This is a genomic window from Amycolatopsis sp. MtRt-6, from assembly GCF_017308975.1.
Lineage (GTDB): Bacteria > Actinomycetota > Actinomycetes > Mycobacteriales > Pseudonocardiaceae > Amycolatopsis.
This window is the reverse complement of record NZ_JADWPD010000009.1, coordinates 94131-111720: the sequence shown is the minus strand read 5'-3', so window position 1 is coordinate 111720 and position 17590 is coordinate 94131. Positions and strand designations below refer to the sequence as shown.

The following is a 17590-nucleotide window of genomic DNA, read 5'->3' as shown; positions in this document are numbered from 1 at the left end:
AGCCCCAGCCCATCTCCCAACCCGCTCCCGCCATCACCCTCACCCATCCCCGCCGCGGAGGCCGCCGGTGAAGCTCGTCCATGTCTCCCAGCCCGTCACCGCGGGCGTCGCCGCCGTTGTCCTCGAACTCGCCGCCGCCCAACGGGACCGGGGGTGGTCCGTCACCGTTGTCTGCCCGCCCTCCGGCCGGCTCGCCGAACGCGCCCGCGACCTCGGCATCGACGTGCGCGGCTGGACCGCCGGCCGCGCGCCCGGGCCCGGCTCGCTCGTCGAAGCGCTGCGGCTGCGCCGGATCCTCGCCGGCCTCGATCCCGACGTCGTCCACCTCCACAGCTCCAAAGCCGGGCTCGCCGGGCGGCTGGCCCTCCGCGGCGGCCGTCCGACGGTGTTCCAGCCCCACATGTGGTCCTTCGAATCGGCGAGCGGGCTCCTGCGCCGCACGGCCGCCGCGTGGGAGCGCTTCGCGTCGCAGTGGACCGATCTCCTCGTGTGCGTGAGCGACGACGAACTGGCCGCCGGCCGGGCCGCCGGGGTGACCGCCGAGGCGGAAGTCGTCTGCAACGGCGTCGACACCACCCGCTTCGTCCCCGGCGACCGGACGGCCGCGCGGCGGCGGCTCGGGCTGCCCGAACACGCGCCGATCGCCGTCTGCCTCGGCCGGCTCGCCGAGTTCAAGGGCCAGGACCAGCTGCTGTCGGCGTGGCCGGAGGTGCTGCGACGGCTGCCCGGCGCGCAGCTCTTCCTCGCCGGCGACGGGCCCCTGGGCTCGGTGTGGCGCGAACGGCACCCCGTGGCGGGCCACGCGTCCGTGCACTGGCCGGGCCACACCGACGAGCCTGCCGACTGGTACACCGCCGCGGACGTCGTCGTCCTCCCCTCCCGCGCCGAAGGCATGGCGCTGGTGCCGCTGGAAGCGATGGCGTGCGCGCGGCCGGTCGTCGGGTTCGACGTCGGCGGGATGCGCCAGAGCGTCGCGGACGCCGGCGCGGTGCTGCCGCCCGGTGACCTCGGCCTGCTCGCCGACGCCGTCGCCGCGCGCCTCGCCGACCCCGAGCTGGCCCGGCGCGAAGGCGAACGCGGCCGCCGCCGCGCGGAACTGTCCTTCGACCGGGGGCGGATGACCGACCAGATCGCCGCCCTCGTCGACAAACTCACCCCGTCGGAGCGCCTCTCGTGACCCGCATCGCCTATCTGCTCACCCAGGACCGGGGCGGCCCGGTCGACGTCACCGTGCGGCTGGCCGCCACGCTCGCCGCCGACGGTCACGACGTTCGCGTCTTCGGTCCCGTTCCCGCGCGGGGTGCCGCGCTGCTCGAGGGCCGGCACGAGGAACTGGCGGTGTCCGACAAGGAGGACCTCGCCGCGGCGGGCCGCGCGCGGGCGGCGCTCCGGGCGTGGCGGCCCGACGTCGTGCACGCGCAGGACCGCCGGGCGGGGCTGGTGATCGCCGGCCTGCGGTTCGCCCGCGGTCCGCGTGCCGCACTGGTCCAGACCTATCACGGCGTGCCCGACGACGTCGCGGAGCCGTGGTTCCGGGGTTCGCGGGGGGCCGCCGGGCCCTCGGCGTACACGCGGACGGTGCTGGCCGCGGACGCCGTCGTCGCCCGCGTCCTGGACCGGACGGTCGTGCCGGCGTCGGCGATGGGCGCCTTCCTGCGGCGTCGGCTGCGGGTGCCCGCGGGGCGGCTGGTGCACGTCGACAACTGCGTCGCCGCCGCCGAGCCGGTTCCGCCGCGGGGGCCGGTGCGGCACCTCGTCTTCGCCGGGCTTCTGGTGGAACGCAAAGGCGTGCTCGACCTGTTGGCGGCGTTGTCGCTCCCGGGTGTACTGCCGGTGGACGCGCGCCTGACGGTGATCGGCGACGGCCCGGAGCGGGCGGCGGCGGAACGGGCCGCGCGGCAGCCACCGCTGGCGGGGCGCGTGACGTTCCTCGGGTTCCGGCCGGACGTCCCCGCCCTGCTCGCCGCCGCGGACGCGCTGGTCCTGCCGTCCACAATGGAGCAACAGCCGCTGGTGGTGGCCGAGGCGATGGCCGCGGGCAAGCCGGTCCTGGCGACGGCCACCGGCGGCGTGCCCGCCATGCTCGACGTCCCGGGCGCACCGGCGTTCCTGGCACCGCCGGGCGACGTCCCGGCGCTCGCCGACCGGCTACGGGCCCTGTTCGCCGAACCGGACCCGGGCCGGCTGGGCCGGCTGCTGGCGGAACGCGCCCGCGACCGCTACCGCCCGGAGGCCTGCGCCCGCCGTCACCTGGACCTCTACGACCAGCTGACGACATCGTGTCGCCCCGCCAATCACGTGTGATGCCCCTTCAATCACGCGAGATGCCCCTCCAGACACGTGTGATGCCCCTCCGATCACCGGAACTCGCGTGATCCAGGACCGAACTCGCGTGATTCGGGCCGGAACCCGCGTGATTGAAGGCGGAACTCGCGTGATTGGGCGGGTATCTCGCGTGATTGGGGAGGCATCTCGCGTGATTGGGCGGGCATCAGCGGGCCCAGAGGCGGCCGACGCGGAACTCGTCGCGGGTTACCCGCCAGGCTCCGCGCTTCACGAGCTGCTGCGGGTCGACCAGGATCACCGCGTCCGCCGCTTCCACGGTCAGTGGGGGTGGGGGTGCGGTTGATGTGGGCGAAGGCGGAGCCGTGGTGGAGGGGGAAGGCGTGGTGGAGGGGGAAGGCGTGGCGGAAGGGGTGGGGGTGCCTGGGCGGACCAGGCCTTCGGGGGCGACCACCGTCTGGGTGGACGCCGTCGGGTTGACCGCGACCCAGCCGTGGGTGAACGTGCGGGTCCACACGCCGTTCGGCAGCCTGCTCGCCGCGTCGACCGCCTCGCCCAGGCCACTGTCCTGCAGGGACGACCACTCCGGGTCGCGGTAGTCGTTCGTCGTCGCGGGGGTCCAGCACGTGTGGGGTCCCGCCAGCAGGGCCGCGCTCGCGTAGCCGGACCGCTCCTCGCGGGCGTTGCGCGTCCTCGTCACCAGCAGCAGCCACGACTCGCCGAGCGCCGCCTGCGCGCGCAGCTCCTGGAACTCGTTGCCGCGGAATGTCAGCAGCCCGCCCGTGCCGCCGTTCTCGCGGAACCCGAAGTTCTCCTCCATCGCGCCGCCGAAGCGGGAGTGCGCGGTCCAGCGGCCCGGCACCAGGTGCGTCTCGGACACGTTGGGCACCAGGACCTTGTCCGAGTTCGTGAGGGCGTCGCCGGCCTTGGCCAAGAACGCGTCCAGGCCGTCGCGGAGCTTGCGGTCGGTCTCCGCCACGTTCGCCGTGCCCGCCAGCACCGCCGGCGAATAGTGGCTCAGGGAGTTGAAGTCGTTGTCCGCCAGCACGCCGTCCCAGCCCTCGCGCTTGACCTCCGCGACGACGGCGTCGGTCCAGGCCTGCTGGTAGTCGGGGTTCCACACCGCCATCTGCCAGTGCTTCGGATAGCCCTGCCACTCGATCCGCCGCCCCTTGACGTCCAGGGCGAACCAGTCCGGGTGGTGCTCCTGCGCGGCGACGTAGCCGATCCCGCTCGGCAGGAACGCCGCGTCCTGGCCGCCGTCGACCGCGCCCGGGTAGTTGCGGGTGCTCGACAAGTCCTTGTACACCAGCACCTTCACCCGCGGGTTGAGCTGGCGCAGGCGGCGCATGGCCGCGCCCTGGTCGGCGTTGAACACGACGACCTGGTACCGCTTGGCCGCCAGCTCGATCTCCCGCGACGTCGGCGGCTGGCCGATCCCGTACCACCACGCGCACGGGGCGAGGGGCTTCGGCGACGGCGCCGAGATCTCCTGCGCCGAACTGGCGACGCAGCCGGTCAGGCAGCTCGCCACCAGCACGGCCGCGGACGTCCAGGACACCACCGGGTGCCGGCGGATCAGCGTTGCCTTCGGCACAGCAGTTCTCCCACCGTGAGAATGATGATCTTGACGTCGAGCCACAACGACCAGTTCGCGATGTAGTAGTTGTCGTAGCGCGCCCGGTCCGCGATCGAGGTGTCCCCGCGCAGGCCGTGCACCTGTGCCAGCCCGGTCAGCCCGGTCGGCACCCGGTGCCGCGCCCAGTACAGGTCGTGGACGGCGGAGAACTCGTGCACGAACACCGGCCGCTCCGGCCGGGGGCCGACCAGCGACATGTCGCCGCGCACCACGTTCCACAGCTGCGGCAGCTCGTCCAAAGAGGACCGGCGCAGGAACCGCCCGACCGGGCCGACCCGGTGGTCCCCCACCACCGACCAGCGCGTCTGCGAATCGTCGACGGCCGCCTGCCGCACGCTGCGCAGCTTGAAGAGCACGAACGTGCCGCCGTCCATGCCGACCCGCACCTGCCGGAAGAAGACCGGGAACCCGCTCTCCACCGCGACCGCCAGCGCGCAGACCGCGATGACCGGGGCGAGGACGACGAGCGCGGCCGCGGCCAGCGCGGTCTCGACGGCGCGCTTGACCCACCAGCTCGGCCGGCGGGTCGGCGCGCCACCGAGCCACACCAGCGGGTAGCTGCGGAGCCGGTCGACGCCCGGGCCGTCCGGGCAGAGCTCGAACAGGTGCGGCAGCACCAGGGTGACGCAGCCGAGGCGGTGGGCGGTGATGGCGGCGTCGACGATCGCGCCGTCGCCCTCGCCGGCGGGGGCGAGGATCACCGTGCCCGCGCGCAGCCGGGCGATGGCCCCGGTGAGGTCGCCGTCGATCCGCTCGACCGGCAGGCCGGTGGGCGCCGGGTCCGGGCCGGACGCCGCGACGCCTACCGGCAGCAGGCCGAACTCCGGGTGCTCCAGCATGGTGCGGACCAGCTCGCCGCCGATCCGGCCGGACCCCACCACGACGGCCCGGTCGCAGCGCCGCAGCCGGCGGCGGCCCCAGCGGCCGAACGCAAAGACCGCCGGGCGGGCGGCTTCGCTGAGCACGGCGAAGCACAGCACCAGTTCCTGCATCCGGGCCGTGTCGTCGCCGTCCATCCCGGCCACCAGCCCGACGCCGGTGACGAGCGCGAACGCCAGCGCGGTGGCGGTGACCGAGCGCGGGAGGTCCTGCAGCCAGGAGAGCCAGAGGCGACGGCGGTGGACGCGCCCGGCCACCCGCGCTCCCACGAGGGCCACGGCGGTCACCACGGCGCACGCCGGGCCGGGGCCGGTCCACAGCACCGCGGCCAACCAGGCGCCGCCGTCGACGGCGGCGAGCAGCACGGCCACGGCGTTGACGCGCGCGAGGAACGGCCGGGAGCGGACGGCGTCCCGCGGCCGGTCGCCCGGTCGCACCCGCCGCTGCGCCGGCACCGTTTCGGTGACGACCGAGTCTCTGAGTTCAGTCACCGGTCTCGACCTCTACTTGACATGAGGATTCCATTCTCGCTTTCTTCACGACTCAGCCATTCGAGACAACACCGGCCCGATCGAGTGAATTTTCCCGCGAGGTCCCGCAAATACACCCGATCGGGGCGATCGACCGACCCGATCCAGTGATTTCAGGAAACACCATGTAGTTCTGATGGCGCGCATCCTTCCGGGGGACTTCCGAGGCCACTAAAGAAACCACACAACATAGCCGAATAGGACTCGACGGCCCCACCAAACCCGATTCCGGCCGGGTGACGGGCACCAGACGAGGACAACCAGACGAGGGGAACCGTGGCGCGCGAAGACACCATCCTGGCCACACTGTCCGAACCGGACCGCACCGGACCCGATCCCACCGTGGGACGGACCGGCGGACGGGCGCACGTCGTGCTGCCCGCGTTCAACGAAGAAGCGTCCCTGCCGCCGCTGCTGCGCCGGCTCGCCGACGTGGCCCGCACCGAGCAGGTCACCGTCTGGGTCGTCGACGACGGCTCCGCGGACGCCACGGTCGCCGTGGCCGAGCAGAGCTACGGCGGGCTCGACGTCCGCGTCGTGCGGCACCTGGTGAACCTCGGGCTCGGCCGCGCGGTGCAGTCCGGGCTCCGGGCAGCGCTGGAAGACGCGGGCCCCGACGACATCGTCGTCGTGATGGACGCCGACGACACGCACGACCCGGCGCTGATCCGCGCGCTGCAGGCGGAAATCACCGCCGGCGCCGACGTCGCCATCTGCTCCCGGTTCGTCCCGGGCGGCGACGACCGGACCGCCCCGTTCGGGCGGCGGCTGCTCTCCCGCGGCGCGGCGCAGCTGTTCCACCGCGCCCTCGACGTCGACGGCGTCCGGGACTTCACCAGCGGCTACCGCGCCTACCGGGCGTCGCTGCTGGCGCGGGCGTCGGCGCACTGGGGCGAGCGGCTGATCGAGGAGCAGGGCTTCGCCTGCATGGTGGAGCTGCTGCTCAAGCTGCGCCACTGCCGCCCGGTGATCACCGAGGTCCCGCTGGCCCTGCGGTACGACCGCAAGCAGGGACCCAGCAAGCTGAAACTGCGGCGGACCGTCGCGCAGTACCTGAAACTGCTCGTCCGCGACCGGCTCAGCCCGGCGCCCTACCGGAAGCTGTGACCCGGTGACCTCTCCCGACTCCCCGCACGTCGCCGTGATCGGCGGCGGCATCTGCGGCCTCGCCGCCGCCCACCGCCTCGCCCGCCGCGGCACCCGCGTGACCCTGCTGGAGGGCAGCGACCAGCTCGGCGGCCTCGGCACGTTCTTCACCCACGAAGGCCGGTGGCTCGAGCGCTTCTACCACTGCGTCATGCCGTCGGACGCGAACCTGCTGGCACTGCTCGGCGAACTCGGCCTGCAGGACGCCGTGCGGTGGCGCGAAACGACGATGGGCATGGTCGTCGACGGCCGGCACCACGCGTTCAACTCCGCCCTCGACCTGCTCCGGTTCTCGCCGCTGCGGCTGCCCGACCGCGTCCGCTTCGGCGTGGTTTCGCTGCTGCTGCGCCGGCTCGGGCAGGGCCGCGACCTCGACACGCTGCGCACCGAGGACTGGCTGCGCGGGCTCTACGGCGACGTCGTCTGGGAACGGCTCTTCGCGCCGATGTTCGGCTCGAAGTTCGGCCCGTCCTTCGGGGACGTTCCCGCGCTGTACCTGTGGCAGCGGCTGGGCCGCGAGCGCAACGTCGCCACCCGCGGCTACCCGGACGGCGGCTACAAGACGATCATCGACGCGCTGCGGACGTCGATCGAGCGGGCCGGCGGCGTGGTGCGCACGTCGGCGCCCGTCCGGCGGCTCAGCAGCACCGGCGACCGCTCGGTCCTCGCGCTGGCCGACGGCGAGGTCATCGAAGCCGGCCACGTCGTCTCCACCGTGCCGCTGCCCCTCCTGCGGCGCATCGCCGACGAGGCGCTCGCCGCCCGGCTGCCGCGGACCGACCTGCCCTACCAGGGCGTGGTCACCGGCGTGTTCTTCCTCCGGCAGCCGGTCACCGAGCACTACTGGACGCCGGTGCTGCACTCGGGCACCGAGTTCGACGGGGTCGTCGCGATGTCGGCGCTGACCGGCGGCCGGCACCTGGTCTACGTCATGCGCTACACCGACCGGGAGTCACCGCTGTACCGGGACGACGAGACGGCGATCGCGGAACGCTGGTCGGCGCAGCTGCGCGGCCTGTACCCCGCGCTCGGTGCCGACGGCATCGAGGAGGTGCGGGTGTTCAAGGCGCCGTTCGTGGAACCGGTGTACCCGCTGGGCTACCTGGCCGCGCGCCCGCCGGTGAGCGTGGCCGGCACCGGCCTCCTGCTGGCCACCACCGCCCACGTCTACCCGGACGTCACGAGCTGGAATTCGAGCGTGGGCCTGGCGAACGACGTCGTCGCCACGCTCGAGGATCAGCCGGCGGCCGCCCCGGCCCGCTGATCCAGCAGGGCATCCAGGGCCGTCACGATCCGGGCGGCGGCGGACCCGTCGCCGTACGGTGACGGGAGGTGGCGGAGGCGCTCGCGGTGGCCGGCGACGTCGTCGAGCCAGCGGGCGACCTCCGCCCCGATCGCCGGGCCCGGCAGCACCCGCGTCCCGAACGTGCCGGCGATCTCGGGCCGCTCGGTGCTGCGCCGGACCACCACCACCGGTCGCTTGAGGACACTCGCTTCCTCTTGGATGCCCCCGGAATCCGACACGAGCACCGCGGCTTCCGCGGCCAGCGCGAGGAACGCCGGGTAGGCCTGCGGCTCCAGCTCGACGAGCGGGCCGAGCAGGGGCCGCAGCCCGAACCGCTCGACGCTCTTGGCCGTGCGCGGGTGCAGCGGGAACACCACCGGCAGCGGCAGGCGGCCCAGCTCGTGCAGGATCACCGCCAGCCGCCCGGCGTCGTCGACGTTCTCCGGGCGGTGGATGGTCGCCAGCACGAACCGGTCCCGCTCGAGCCCGCGGGCGGCGAGCACGGCCTGCCTGTCCTCCGTGGCCGGCAGCGCGGCCTGCAGTGCCTCGACGACGGTGTTCCCGGTGACGGCGATCCGTTCGGCGGGCACGTTTTCCGCCAGGAGCTGGGCGCGGTTGAGCTCCGTCGGCGCGCAGCACAGGTCGGCGAGGTGGTCGATCAGCACGCGGTTGTGCTCTTCGGGCATCGCGCGGTCGTGGCTGCGCAGCCCGGCCTCGACGTGCACGAGCGGCAGGTCGTGCGCGTTGGCCGCCAGCGCGCCGGCGAGCGCGGACGTCGTGTCGCCCTGGACGACCACCGCCCGGCCGGGCCGGTCCGCCAGGACCTCGTCGACCGCGCTGATCGTCCGGCCTAGCTGGCCGCCGCGGCGGCCGGCGCCCACGCCGAGTTCGTGGAACCGGTCGGACGGCGGCAGGTCCGCGCGGATGCGGGAGTACAGCGACCGGTCGTAGTGCTGTCCCGTGTAGACGACGGCGCACTGGTCGCCGAACACCCGCATCAGCGGGGCGAGCTTGATCAGTTCCGGCCGCGTGCCGCAGACCAGCGTGATCCCCCCGCTTCCGGCGGAGCGCACCGCCGGGGAACTTGCACGGAAATCTGCGGTGGTCGTCGACATGCGGTGCGGTCCTTTCGGGCGATGAGTTCGCCGCACGCTACTGACCGGAACCGCGAAACCGGTGGCGACTCAGTCGATCGTGTGACAATGCGGTGTCGCACCGGGGAAATGCGGACGCCCTAGAATGGCCCGGTCGGAATACCGGACAGGACGGCCCGCTCTTGCTCAAGAAATTCGCGGTACTGGCGCTCGTGGCGCTCGCGGCCACCGTTTCCGCCTCCGCTCCCCGTGCCGACGCGGCGCCGAACCTGCTGCTCCCCGACCTCCGCCAGGCACCGCCGGGGTGCGCCGGCGGCAGCTCCGGCGAAATACTCCTGTGCACCGCCTGGGACGTCTGCCCGGTGATGGAGCCCGAGGCCCCCAACGGCCGCTGCGTCCCGCCGTCGGTGGCGAAGGCCGTCCGGCTCCGGTTCACCAGCGCGGAAGAGAACATCGGCGACGGACCGCTGCTGCTGTACGGCCGCCGCGAGAGCACGAACCAGCCGACGATGACCGTCCGCCAGGCGCTGCGCAACGGCACGGACGGCACGATCCCGGGCAGCTACGCGGCGGCGCAGCGCGCGACCGGGGCGTTCACGTACTACGAGCCGGCCCTGGCCCACCAGCACTGGCACCTGATGAACTTCGAGCACTTCGCGCTGGTGTCCCGGCAGGGCAAGACGGTGGTCACCGACCGCAAGAACGGCTTCTGCCTCGGCGACCGGTTCCAGGTCCACGACGCCGGCCGGTTGTCCCACGTCCCGGGTGACACCGGGGCGGACGCCGACCTCGCCGCGAAACTGCGCGACAACCAGTGCCGCCACCACGAGCCCACGGCCCTGGAGGTGATGGAGGGCATTTCGGTCGGCTCGGGCGACGACTACAAGTACACAGTGGACTTCCAGTGGCTGGACATCACGCACGTCCCGGCCGGGACGTACGACCTGGTGAACACGGTGAACGCGGACCGGACACTGGTGGAGACGGACTACCGCAACAACTCTTCGGCGGTGGCGTTGTCGATCGCGTGGCCGCAGGGGATGCCGGGAGCGGACGGGACGGTCCCGGCGGCGCCGTTGGTGCGGTTCCTGCGCAGCTGCCCCGGGCAGCCGCGCTGCGCCTGAGCCGCTACCAGGGCCGGCCCGCCGTGAGCCGCGCGGTGAAGCCCGTCTCGTCGCGGTGCAGCGTCACCCCGCTGCAGATCTGGTGGGCGATCCACAGTCCCCGGCCGCCGATCGTCCGGTCGGCCGGCAGGAGTCCCGCGAACGGGTCGGCCGGGCCCGCTCCCGTGTCGTGGACCGTCACCACCAGCTGCCCGGCGCCCGCCCAGATCCGCACCTTCACCGGCGGCCGGCCGTGGCGGATGGCGTTGTCCACCACCTCGCTGACCGCCAGCACCAGGTCGTCGACCTCGGCCGCCGGCAGGTCCACCGGGGCGCTGGCCACGACCGCCCGGCGGGCGTCCGCCGGGCGGGGGTCGGTGAGCACGGCCAGCGGTACCTTGCCTTCGATCGGGAGCGGCGTCATCGGCCGGGGACCGGTCAGGAAGGACCGCGGGTCGACGTAGCCGGTGTTCGTCTCGTGGCCGCCGCCGGGCGTGGCGACGAACGGGTGGGTGCGGGTGACGTCGTCGAGGACGTGGCTCGGCGTGGTTCGCGTGTCGTAGGCGCACACGCTGCGCAGCGGGAACTCGCCGTAGGCGTGGTTGACCGTCGCCTCGTAGCGGGCCCACCAGTCCCACGACGTGTCGATCGCGAGCCGGGGGATCTCGCCGAAGACGCGGATGCCGGCGGCGCCGCCGGCGACGAACCCGGCCAGCATTTCGCGGTAGGACCTGATCGCCGCGGCGGGCCGGGCGTAGCGGTCGCGGGTCGGCAGGTAGTCCACCCGGGCGGACGACGGCAGGGCAGCGCGCACCAGCTCGGCGCGTTCCGGCTCCATCGACACGAGCGTCGGCTCACCCGCGGCCAGCCCGCCCTCGAGGAACGGCACGGCCACGGCGAGCAGCTCCTCGTCGCAGCCGTAGTGGACGGCCGCGTGGTCGTGGCCCCGGCTCATGCGGCACGCTCCACGCGCACGCCGGCCAGGTCGAGCAGCTCGACGAGCCGGGCGAGCGCGGTCAGCCGCGTCCGCAGGACCACCGCGGTGACGTGCCGCTCGGCGTATCCGGCCGGCGCGACCAGGCTGCGGCGGTCGGCGAAGTCCAGGCCGGCGGGGTCGACGACGGCGCCGGTGGGGTAGCCGGCGTCGACCGAGGCGACCTGGACCGCGCCGCGTTCCAGGCCCTCGTCGCAGCGCTCGTCCACCCGCAGCTGCCCGGTCAGCGCGGCCTCGTCACCCGGGGCGACGTCGAGCACCCGTTCGCCGGCGGCCAGGACTCGTGCGCGTGGCTCACGAACTCGCCGCGCCGCCGGTAACCCCGGCACACGTGGTCGCGGGCCCGCCAGGACAGTCCGCTGTCCCGCTCGGTCGGCATCGGCACGGACCGAGACTACGCCGCCGGACCGGCTCCAGGGTCGCGCACCTCCGCCGCCGGCTTCGCGCACACGCAGAACAAGTTGCCCTCCGGATCCGCCAGGACCACCCAGTCGTCCGCCGGGTCGTCGGCGACGTGCCGCACGAACCGGGCACCCAGGCCGACCAGGCGGTCGACCTCGTACTGCTGGTCGTCGGTGTAGAGGTCGAGGTGCATCTGGTCGCGGGACGGCACCGGGGCCGCCGGCCGCTGCAGGGACAGGTTGACGTGCCTTCCGCGCAGCAGGCGGAAGTCCTCGGCCTCGGACGTCGGTTCGAGGTCCAGCGCCGCGCACCAGAAGCGCGTCATCGTGTCGAGGTCCGTGCAGTTGATCACCGTGCTGCCCAGCCTGATCGCCATGCCCACGGCTACCCGCCGCGGCGGGGGCCGAACCGCGGGCTACCCCCGCCGGTGCAGGTAGGCGGCGATCCGCACGCGCAGGGCGCGGATGTCGGCCAACGCCACCGTGAAGGAGCCGGCCTCGGGCGGATCGCACGGCCCGGCGACGTGGACCAGGCCGTCGTCCGGGTCGCGGCGGGGCTCCGACCACGCCGGGTCGCCGTCGAGCGTCAGGCGGCCCGCCCGGGCCCGCGCCGTCCAGTAGGTCGGCAGCTTCATCACCTCGCCGAGCGCCTTGGCGAAGCCGGGGAGGTCCTCCTCGCGCAGGGCCAGCCCGCGCCCGTCCCGCACCCGGGCTGCCGCGGGCGTCTCCGCGGCGACGTGCGTGAAGGTGGCCTGGTCGCCGGACGTCCGAATCGTCCACTGGGGCAATTCGGTCAATGTGGGCACGCTCGCTCCTCGTCCTCGCCTACCCCCAGGCGCCACCACCCTAGTTGATCAGGACTCGAACGCTCCCAGGTCCGGCGCCTTCCCGGTGTAGGGCAGACCCACGTCGACGCCCTTGTCGACCAGGCCGCTGCCCGCGTCCGACATCGTCACGCCCACGTTCCGGGAGCTGGCCGTGGCGGACGTGCCGGACATGTTCGACGTCAGCGTCCCGGCGTGGGCGTTGCGCAGGTTGCCCGGCCCGGTCGCCGGCGGCGACGTCGTGGGCGCACCCCACCTGCGCTGCCACGAATACCCGATCGGCCGGACCGTGCCGACCCCGTCCGGTACCGGCCGTTTCCGGAGCGTGGCCACGCCCTCACCTCGCCAGCGCGAAACTCGGGTGCGGCGGCTGGTTGTAGCCGGAGTTCTGCCACGCCACGGCCTCGCGGTACTGCCGGTCCTGCATCAGCGACACGTGCGAGATGCTCGTCGGGTCCGTGGTCGAGTAGATCCGCAGCGCCCGGTTGTCCGACGTCGGCCAGACGACCTCCTCGCGCCAGTCGCCGAACAGGTCGGCCTGCAGCGACGGCGTGTTCTTCGTGCCGTTGTTCGCGTGCACGCCGGAGGCGGTCAGCAGCCGGGTGTCGCCGCCGGTGCCGTACTTGTCGATGTGCGTGCCGTCCAGCAGCTCGCGCTGGGCGTCACCGTCCCAGTAGACGACGAAGTTCGCCGACGACGGCTTGCGCCCGATGTTCTGCCCGCTCGTGTTCAGCAGCCCGGACACCGCGGACGACCACGACTCGGCGCCGGGACTGCCGGCGTGGATGTCGGCCGACACCCCGCGGCCGTTGTCGCAGTTGCAGGAGGGGTTCTGCCAGATGATCTGCCCGGTCCGGGCGTCGGCCATCCAGGCGGCGGGCTTGGACTTGTCTTCGTCCACTTTGAACTCTTCCAGGCCCGCCCGGCTGGGGATCAGGTCGCCGACGTGCATGGCGTCGCCGTGGCCGTTGCGCGTGTTCCACAGTGGACGGCCGGTGTCGTCGATCGCCATGGCGCCGAAGACGATCTCGTCCCGGCCGTCGCCGTCCACGTCCGCGACGGAGAGCTGGTGGTTGCCCTGGCCCGCGTACTGGGAGCCGGCCGAGTTCGAGTCGAACGTCCACCGCTTGGTCAGCGCGCCGTTGCGGAAGTCCCAGGCCGCGATCACGGTCCGGGTGTAGTAGCCGCGGCTCATGATCAGGCTCGGCCGCGACCCGTCCAGGTAGGCCGTCCCGGCGAGGAACCGGTCGACGCGGTTGCCGTAGCTGTCACCCCACGAGGACACCGTGCCGCGCGGCGGGTCGTAGTTCACCGTGGCCGCCGCGGCGCCGGTCTGGCCGTTGAACACGGTCAGGAACTCCGGCCCGGACAGGATGTACCCGCTCGAGTTGCGGTGGTCGGCGCTCGCGCTGCCGATGACCTGGCCGGTGCCCGACCGGGTGCCATCCGCGGTCTTCATCGCGACCTCGGCCTTGCCGTCGCCGTCGTAGTCGAAGACCTGGAACTGCGTGTAGTGCGCGCCGGCCCGGATGTTGCGGCCGAGGTCGATCCGCCAGAGCCGGGTGCCGTCGAGCCGGTAGGCGTCGACGTAGGCGTTGCCGGTGTAGCCGGACTGCGAGTTGTCCTTGGCGTTGGTCGGGTCCCACTTCAGCACGAGCTCGTACTGGCCGTCGCCGTCCAGGTCGCCGGCGCTGGCGTCGTTGGCGGTGTAGGTGTAGCTCTCGCCGGACGGGGTCGTGCCCCCGGACGGCGGCTGGATCGGGACGTCCCGGGTGCTCGCGGCGGCCGTGCCGGTCAGGGTCAGCGAGTCCGCCGCCGCGAAGGCGGACACCCGCTCGGTCCCGCCGACGACCGCGCGCACGGTGTACCGGGCGCCCGCCGGCGCGCCCGCGTCGACGAAGCTCGTCGGCCCGCTGACCGGGGTCGCGGTGACCCTGGTGCCGTCGCGGTAGACGTTGAACGCCACCCCGGCCGGGTCGTCGGCGAGCAACCGCCAGCCGACGGTGTTGCCCTGTGCGGTGTGGACGCTGACCACGCCGCGGTTCAGCCTGTCGATCTGCGGTGCGGGGGCCGCACTGGTCACCGGCGCGGGCACCAGGGTGGCCGCGGCCAGACCGGCGAGGATGACCGCTCGCTGCCTGAGGGACATGAGGACTCCTTTGTCCTGATGGGAAGGGTGCTCAGCCGGCCGAGCAGGTGCCGCCGTTGAGCGTGAACGACGTCGGCGCCGGGTTCGAGCCGGAATAGGTGCCGTTGAAGCCGATGCCGGTCGAGGCGTTCGGGGCCAGCGCGCCGTTCCAGCTCAGGTTCCTGGCCGTGACGGCACCGCCGGACTGGGCGAAGGTGGCACCCCAGCCGGGCAGGGTCACCTGCTGGCCGCCGGCGAAGGTGAAGGCCAGCGTCCAGCCGTTGACCGCGCTCGTGCCCGTGTTGGTGATGGTGACGTTGGCGGTGAACCCGTTGCCGCCGCCCCAGTTCGACGCGGAATAGGTCACCTTGCACGCGCCGGACCCGCCACCCGCGCTCGTCGTCGCCGTCGCGACGCCCGAGACGGCCGAGGTGTTCCCGGCGGCGTCCCGGGCCCGTACCTGGTACCGGTAAGTGCTCGACGCGGCCAGTCCGCTGTCGGTGTACGACGTCGTCGCGGTCGAACCGACCACCGCGAACGTCCCGCCGCTCGCCCCCGGCGCGCGAAGGACGTCGTAGCCGGTGACGCCGACGTTGTCGGTCGACGCGGCCCAGCTCAGCGTGGCGCCACTGGACGTCACCCCCGAGACGACCGGCGTGCCCGGCACGGACGGTGCCTGGGTGTCGACCTGGCCGCCCCCGAAGACGGTGGCTTCCTTCGACGTCTGGCGGACGCCGTTGGCGCCGTTGAGGAACCGCTCACCCCACGGCGTCAGGCTCGCCGGGTCGAAGTTGTTCGTCATGTCGAGGTAGCCGACGTCGCCGCTGTTGCCGCTCCACGACCAGCCGAGGTAGCCGAGGCCGCGGGCCTGCGCCTGGGCCATGATCGTGTCCTCGTCCGGGTTGCCGTCGCTGTGCATGTTCCCGAACTCGCCGACGACCAGGGGCAGCCCGGCGGTGCGGAAGGCGTCGAAGTAGGCGTTGATCTCGGCGGCGGTGTCGTAGACGCCGTACATGTGGATGGAGAAGACCGTGTTGCGCTGCGGGTCGGCGTTGAACACCGTGGCCGCGTTGTCGCGCATGATGTTCTGCCAGTCCTGGCCCCACATCGGCGCGTCGGCCATCAGCAGGTGCTGCAGCCCGGCGGCCCGCAGCCGCTTGACCGCGTTGCTCGTCTCGGTGGCCCAGGTCGCGCTGACCTGCTGGTTGTTGCCGAACGGCTCGTTGCCCAGGTTGACGACGACGTAGTTCTCCTGCCCCTTCAGCGCACTGGCGACGCTGATCCAGTAACTGGCCGCCTGGTCGAGGGTGGCGGCGCCGCTCTGCTCGCCGTAGCCGGTGGTGTCGTGCACCTCCAGCACGCAGATCAGCCGGTTCTGCTTGCACAGCCCGATGACGCTGGTGACCTCCGCGGCCGGCGTCGGGCCCCACCGCTGCCCGCTGCCGAGGACGACGCGGACCGTGTTGGCACCGAAGGACTTGATGTCGGCGAAGGCGCGGTTCTGGCTCGGGTACCAGACGTAGGCGTGGTTCACCCCGCGCATCACGAACGGCGAGCCGTCGGCCTCGACGATCCGGGTGCCGTCGACGTGCAGACCGGCCGCGGCGGGCGTGTCCGGGCCGAGTGCCGCCACCAAAGCGGGGTACCAGCGGCTTTCGATCTTCCGGATGCCGGTGGTGCCGTTCGGGTGGACACCGTCGGTGGTGTCGGCCGCGGTGTCGAACCCGGTCCACTGGTCGACGACGGTGATCGGCGACGCGGCCGTCGAATGCGCCTGCGCCCAGCCGGGAATGGCGTTGTTCAGGTCGGCCACCCGCTGCCCGCAGGCCGCGCAGTTGGCCGGGTTCATCGGGATGATCTTCGCGACGATCAGCTTGGTCGCCGGGTTGGCGGCGCGCATCTGCCCCAGCAGCGTGGTGTAGGCGCCGAGGATCGTGCTCGCCGGGATGTTGTTCCAGACGTCGTTGGTGCCCAAGTGCATGAGGACGATGTCCGGGTGCGTCGCCGACAGCCAGCCGGGCAGCTGGTTGTCGCGGGCGATCCCGGTGGCGAGGAACCCGCCGTGGCCCTCGTTTTCGCCGTCGTGGGCGAAGCCGCAGCCCTGGGCGGGCAAGGTGCCGACGAAGTCGACGTCCGGGTGACCGGTGTCCTGCAGGTGTTTCCACAGCAGCGCCCGCCAGCAGCCGGGTGACCCGGTGATGGAGTCGCCCAGCGCCATGACTCGCGTGGGCGTGGCCGCTTGGGCCGCCGCCGGAGCCACGACGGCGCAGGCGGCCAGCAGCACGCCGGCCACGAGCGCGCGGAGGAATCGCCAGTTCATTACCGACCTCCTGGAGAACCACTCGACAGGAAAGTTTCAGGCTGGGAGCGCTCCCACGGTAACACGGGAGACCAGCGGTGGACATCGTTCGCCGGGACAGAAACCGGCCAACCTGCTTAACGGTTAAGCTGCCGGGCCGCATCGACAGAAAGCGTTTTCTGAAAATCGGTGAAACAGTCCTCATCAGACAGGAGATCACGGCCACCTCACCCGTCTCGGCTGCCGTGGACGGCGGCTGGATTCGCGGACCACCAGCTCCGGCGTGAACACCACGTGCCGGTGCTCGTGCTCGTCCGGCGCCTGCGACTCGGCGAGGACCAGCGTCGCCGCCGCGCGGCCGATCTCGTGACGGGGCTGGCGGACCGAGGCCAGCGGCACCGCGGCCGTACCCGGCCCGGTGACGGAGATCCCCACCCGGACCACGACGAACCCGGCGGGCGACTTCGCCACGTTCGCCACCAACGACTTCGCCCAGCGGAACCTGGCCACCATCGCCCTACCGGTCTCGACGTCGAAGCCCGCCGGATCGCGGTCGCCCCCCTGAGCACCCGGCCCGGCCGGCCCGTCCAATCACGCGAGGTCCGGCTTCAATCACGCGAGTTCCGGAGCCGACCTCGCAACCGTGGTCGACGGCGTCCGCGCGCAGGGTGGGCGCCGGTGCTGGTGACGCCCCCGGTTCGGCGCGGACGCGCCGCTCAGCCTGGTGGTCAGCACCATCGGCGTGGACCTGCCCGCGGTGCTGGGGGGACGTCGCCCGGCAGCAGCAGCTCCCCTGCTCGACCTCACCGAGCGCAGCCGGGCCCTGGTGGAAGGCCTGGGCGAAGCCGTGTCCTGGCCGCTGTACCTGACGCTCGCGCGATTCCTGCGCCTCACCGACGGGTGAACCCCGGCGGCACGCCGTTTCCGCGCGGCCCGTCCTGGGTATTCCCCCGGCGCCGGAACAACGACTGACCATGCGCGTGCG

At 72.9% G+C, this 17590-nt stretch carries 17 protein-coding genes and 1 pseudogene; 6 read left to right on the top strand and 12 right to left on the bottom strand.

Annotated features, from left to right (window positions below; all coding sequences use genetic code 11):
• Positions 1-67: 67 nt before the first annotated feature.
• The gene (locus I4Q55_RS50180) at positions 68-1177 is read left to right on the top strand and encodes a glycosyltransferase (RefSeq protein ID WP_206789016.1); all 1110 of its coding nucleotides are present in this window, start codon (positions 68-70) and stop codon (positions 1175-1177) included.
• On the top strand, positions 1174-2304 hold the full coding sequence (locus I4Q55_RS17495) for a glycosyltransferase family 4 protein (RefSeq protein ID WP_206789015.1): 1131 nt from the start codon (positions 1174-1176) through the stop codon (positions 2302-2304). The genes I4Q55_RS50180 and I4Q55_RS17495 overlap by 4 nt, the downstream gene beginning before the upstream one ends.
• Before the next feature lie 187 nt (positions 2305-2491).
• Here I4Q55_RS17495 and I4Q55_RS17490 read toward each other — a convergent pair whose 3' ends face one another.
• Together I4Q55_RS17490 and I4Q55_RS17485 are read right to left on the bottom strand one after the other, a co-directional pair.
• A complete protein-coding gene (locus I4Q55_RS17490) occupies positions 2492-3880 on the bottom strand; it encodes a putative glycoside hydrolase family 15 protein (protein WP_206789014.1) in 1389 nt (462 codons plus the stop codon).
• Complete coding sequence (locus I4Q55_RS17485) at positions 3862-5292, bottom strand: exopolysaccharide biosynthesis polyprenyl glycosylphosphotransferase (RefSeq protein ID WP_206789013.1); 1431 nt, start codon at positions 5290-5292, stop codon at positions 3862-3864. Before I4Q55_RS17485 ends, I4Q55_RS17490 begins: the two co-directional genes overlap by 19 nt.
• Positions 5293-5607: 315 nt before the next feature.
• Between I4Q55_RS17485 and I4Q55_RS17480 the strand changes: the two genes are divergently transcribed.
• Together I4Q55_RS17480 and I4Q55_RS17475 are read left to right on the top strand one after the other, a co-directional pair.
• On the top strand, positions 5608-6438 hold the full coding sequence (locus I4Q55_RS17480) for a glycosyltransferase (protein WP_206789006.1): 831 nt from the start codon (positions 5608-5610) through the stop codon (positions 6436-6438).
• A gap of 4 nt (positions 6439-6442) precedes the next feature.
• A complete protein-coding gene (locus I4Q55_RS17475; RefSeq protein WP_206789004.1) occupies positions 6443-7741 on the top strand; it encodes an NAD(P)/FAD-dependent oxidoreductase in 1299 nt (432 codons plus the stop codon).
• Here the strand turns inward: I4Q55_RS17475 and wecB are convergent.
• Positions 7714-8877, bottom strand: coding sequence for a non-hydrolyzing UDP-N-acetylglucosamine 2-epimerase (wecB, locus tag I4Q55_RS17470; RefSeq protein ID WP_206789002.1), 1164 nt, complete (start codon positions 8875-8877; stop codon positions 7714-7716). The two genes, I4Q55_RS17475 and wecB, sit on opposite strands and share 28 nt — an antisense overlap.
• Before the next feature lie 161 nt (positions 8878-9038).
• Here wecB and I4Q55_RS17465 point away from each other — a divergent pair, with 161 nt between their 5' ends.
• Entirely contained in the window at positions 9039-9980 is a 942-nt protein-coding gene (locus I4Q55_RS17465; RefSeq protein WP_206789000.1) for a lysyl oxidase family protein, read from the top strand.
• 4 nt (positions 9981-9984) lie between these two features.
• Here I4Q55_RS17465 and I4Q55_RS17460 read toward each other — a convergent pair whose 3' ends face one another.
• From I4Q55_RS17460 to I4Q55_RS17420, 9 genes and pseudogenes are all read right to left on the bottom strand, one after another.
• Complete coding sequence (locus I4Q55_RS17460) at positions 9985-10914, bottom strand: sensor histidine kinase (RefSeq protein ID WP_206788999.1); 930 nt, start codon at positions 10912-10914, stop codon at positions 9985-9987.
• Positions 10911-11213, bottom strand: coding sequence for a hypothetical protein (locus I4Q55_RS17455; protein ID WP_206788998.1), 303 nt, complete (start codon positions 11211-11213; stop codon positions 10911-10913). The genes I4Q55_RS17460 and I4Q55_RS17455 overlap by 4 nt, the downstream gene beginning before the upstream one ends.
• Positions 11177-11338: a hypothetical protein gene (locus I4Q55_RS17450; RefSeq protein ID WP_206788997.1), complete on the bottom strand. Its 162-nt coding sequence runs from the start codon at positions 11336-11338 to the stop codon at positions 11177-11179. Before I4Q55_RS17450 ends, I4Q55_RS17455 begins: the two co-directional genes overlap by 37 nt.
• Positions 11339-11347: 9 nt before the next feature.
• Positions 11348-11731: a VOC family protein gene (locus tag I4Q55_RS17445; protein ID WP_206788996.1), complete on the bottom strand. Its 384-nt coding sequence runs from the start codon at positions 11729-11731 to the stop codon at positions 11348-11350.
• 39 nt (positions 11732-11770) lie between these two features.
• A complete protein-coding gene (locus I4Q55_RS17440; RefSeq protein ID WP_206788995.1) occupies positions 11771-12160 on the bottom strand; it encodes a hypothetical protein in 390 nt (129 codons plus the stop codon).
• Positions 12161-12208: 48 nt separating this feature from the next.
• Positions 12209-12511: a hypothetical protein gene (locus tag I4Q55_RS17435; RefSeq protein WP_242546186.1), complete on the bottom strand. Its 303-nt coding sequence runs from the start codon at positions 12509-12511 to the stop codon at positions 12209-12211.
• A 4-nt stretch (positions 12512-12515) separates the two neighbouring features.
• The gene (locus tag I4Q55_RS17430; protein ID WP_206788994.1) at positions 12516-14327 is read right to left on the bottom strand and encodes a rhamnogalacturonan lyase; all 1812 of its coding nucleotides are present in this window, start codon (positions 14325-14327) and stop codon (positions 12516-12518) included.
• A 31-nt stretch (positions 14328-14358) separates the two neighbouring features.
• Positions 14359-16626 (bottom strand): cellulase family glycosylhydrolase, encoded by a 2268-nt coding sequence (locus I4Q55_RS17425; RefSeq protein WP_206788993.1) that lies wholly within the window; start codon positions 16624-16626, stop codon positions 14359-14361.
• Between the two features lie 195 nt (positions 16627-16821).
• Positions 16822-17010 (bottom strand): annotated as a pseudogene (locus I4Q55_RS17420) (substrate-binding domain-containing protein); the annotation flags it as partial.
• Positions 17011-17329: 319 nt separating this feature from the next.
• Here I4Q55_RS17420 and I4Q55_RS17415 point away from each other — a divergent pair.
• Positions 17330-17509 (top strand): hypothetical protein, encoded by a 180-nt coding sequence (locus I4Q55_RS17415; RefSeq protein WP_206788992.1) that lies wholly within the window; start codon positions 17330-17332, stop codon positions 17507-17509.
• Positions 17510-17590: the final 81 nt, after the last annotated feature.

What these genes read in the sequence shown, in the direction of transcription:
- I4Q55_RS17425 (WP_206788993.1), bottom strand. Translation starts at nt 16,626, where the DNA reads ATGAACTGGCGATTCCTCCGCGCGCTCGTGGCCGGCGTGCTGCTGGCC.
- I4Q55_RS17445 (WP_206788996.1), bottom strand. Translation starts at nt 11,731, where the DNA reads ATGGCGATCAGGCTGGGCAGCACGGTGATCAACTGCACGGACCTCGAC.
- I4Q55_RS17460 (WP_206788999.1), bottom strand. Translation starts at nt 10,914, where the DNA reads ATGAGCCGGGGCCACGACCACGCGGCCGTCCACTACGGCTGCGACGAG.
- wecB (WP_206789002.1), bottom strand. Translation starts at nt 8,877, where the DNA reads ATGTCGACGACCACCGCAGATTTCCGTGCAAGTTCCCCGGCGGTGCGC.
- I4Q55_RS17430 (WP_206788994.1), bottom strand. Translation starts at nt 14,327, where the DNA reads ATGTCCCTCAGGCAGCGAGCGGTCATCCTCGCCGGTCTGGCCGCGGCC.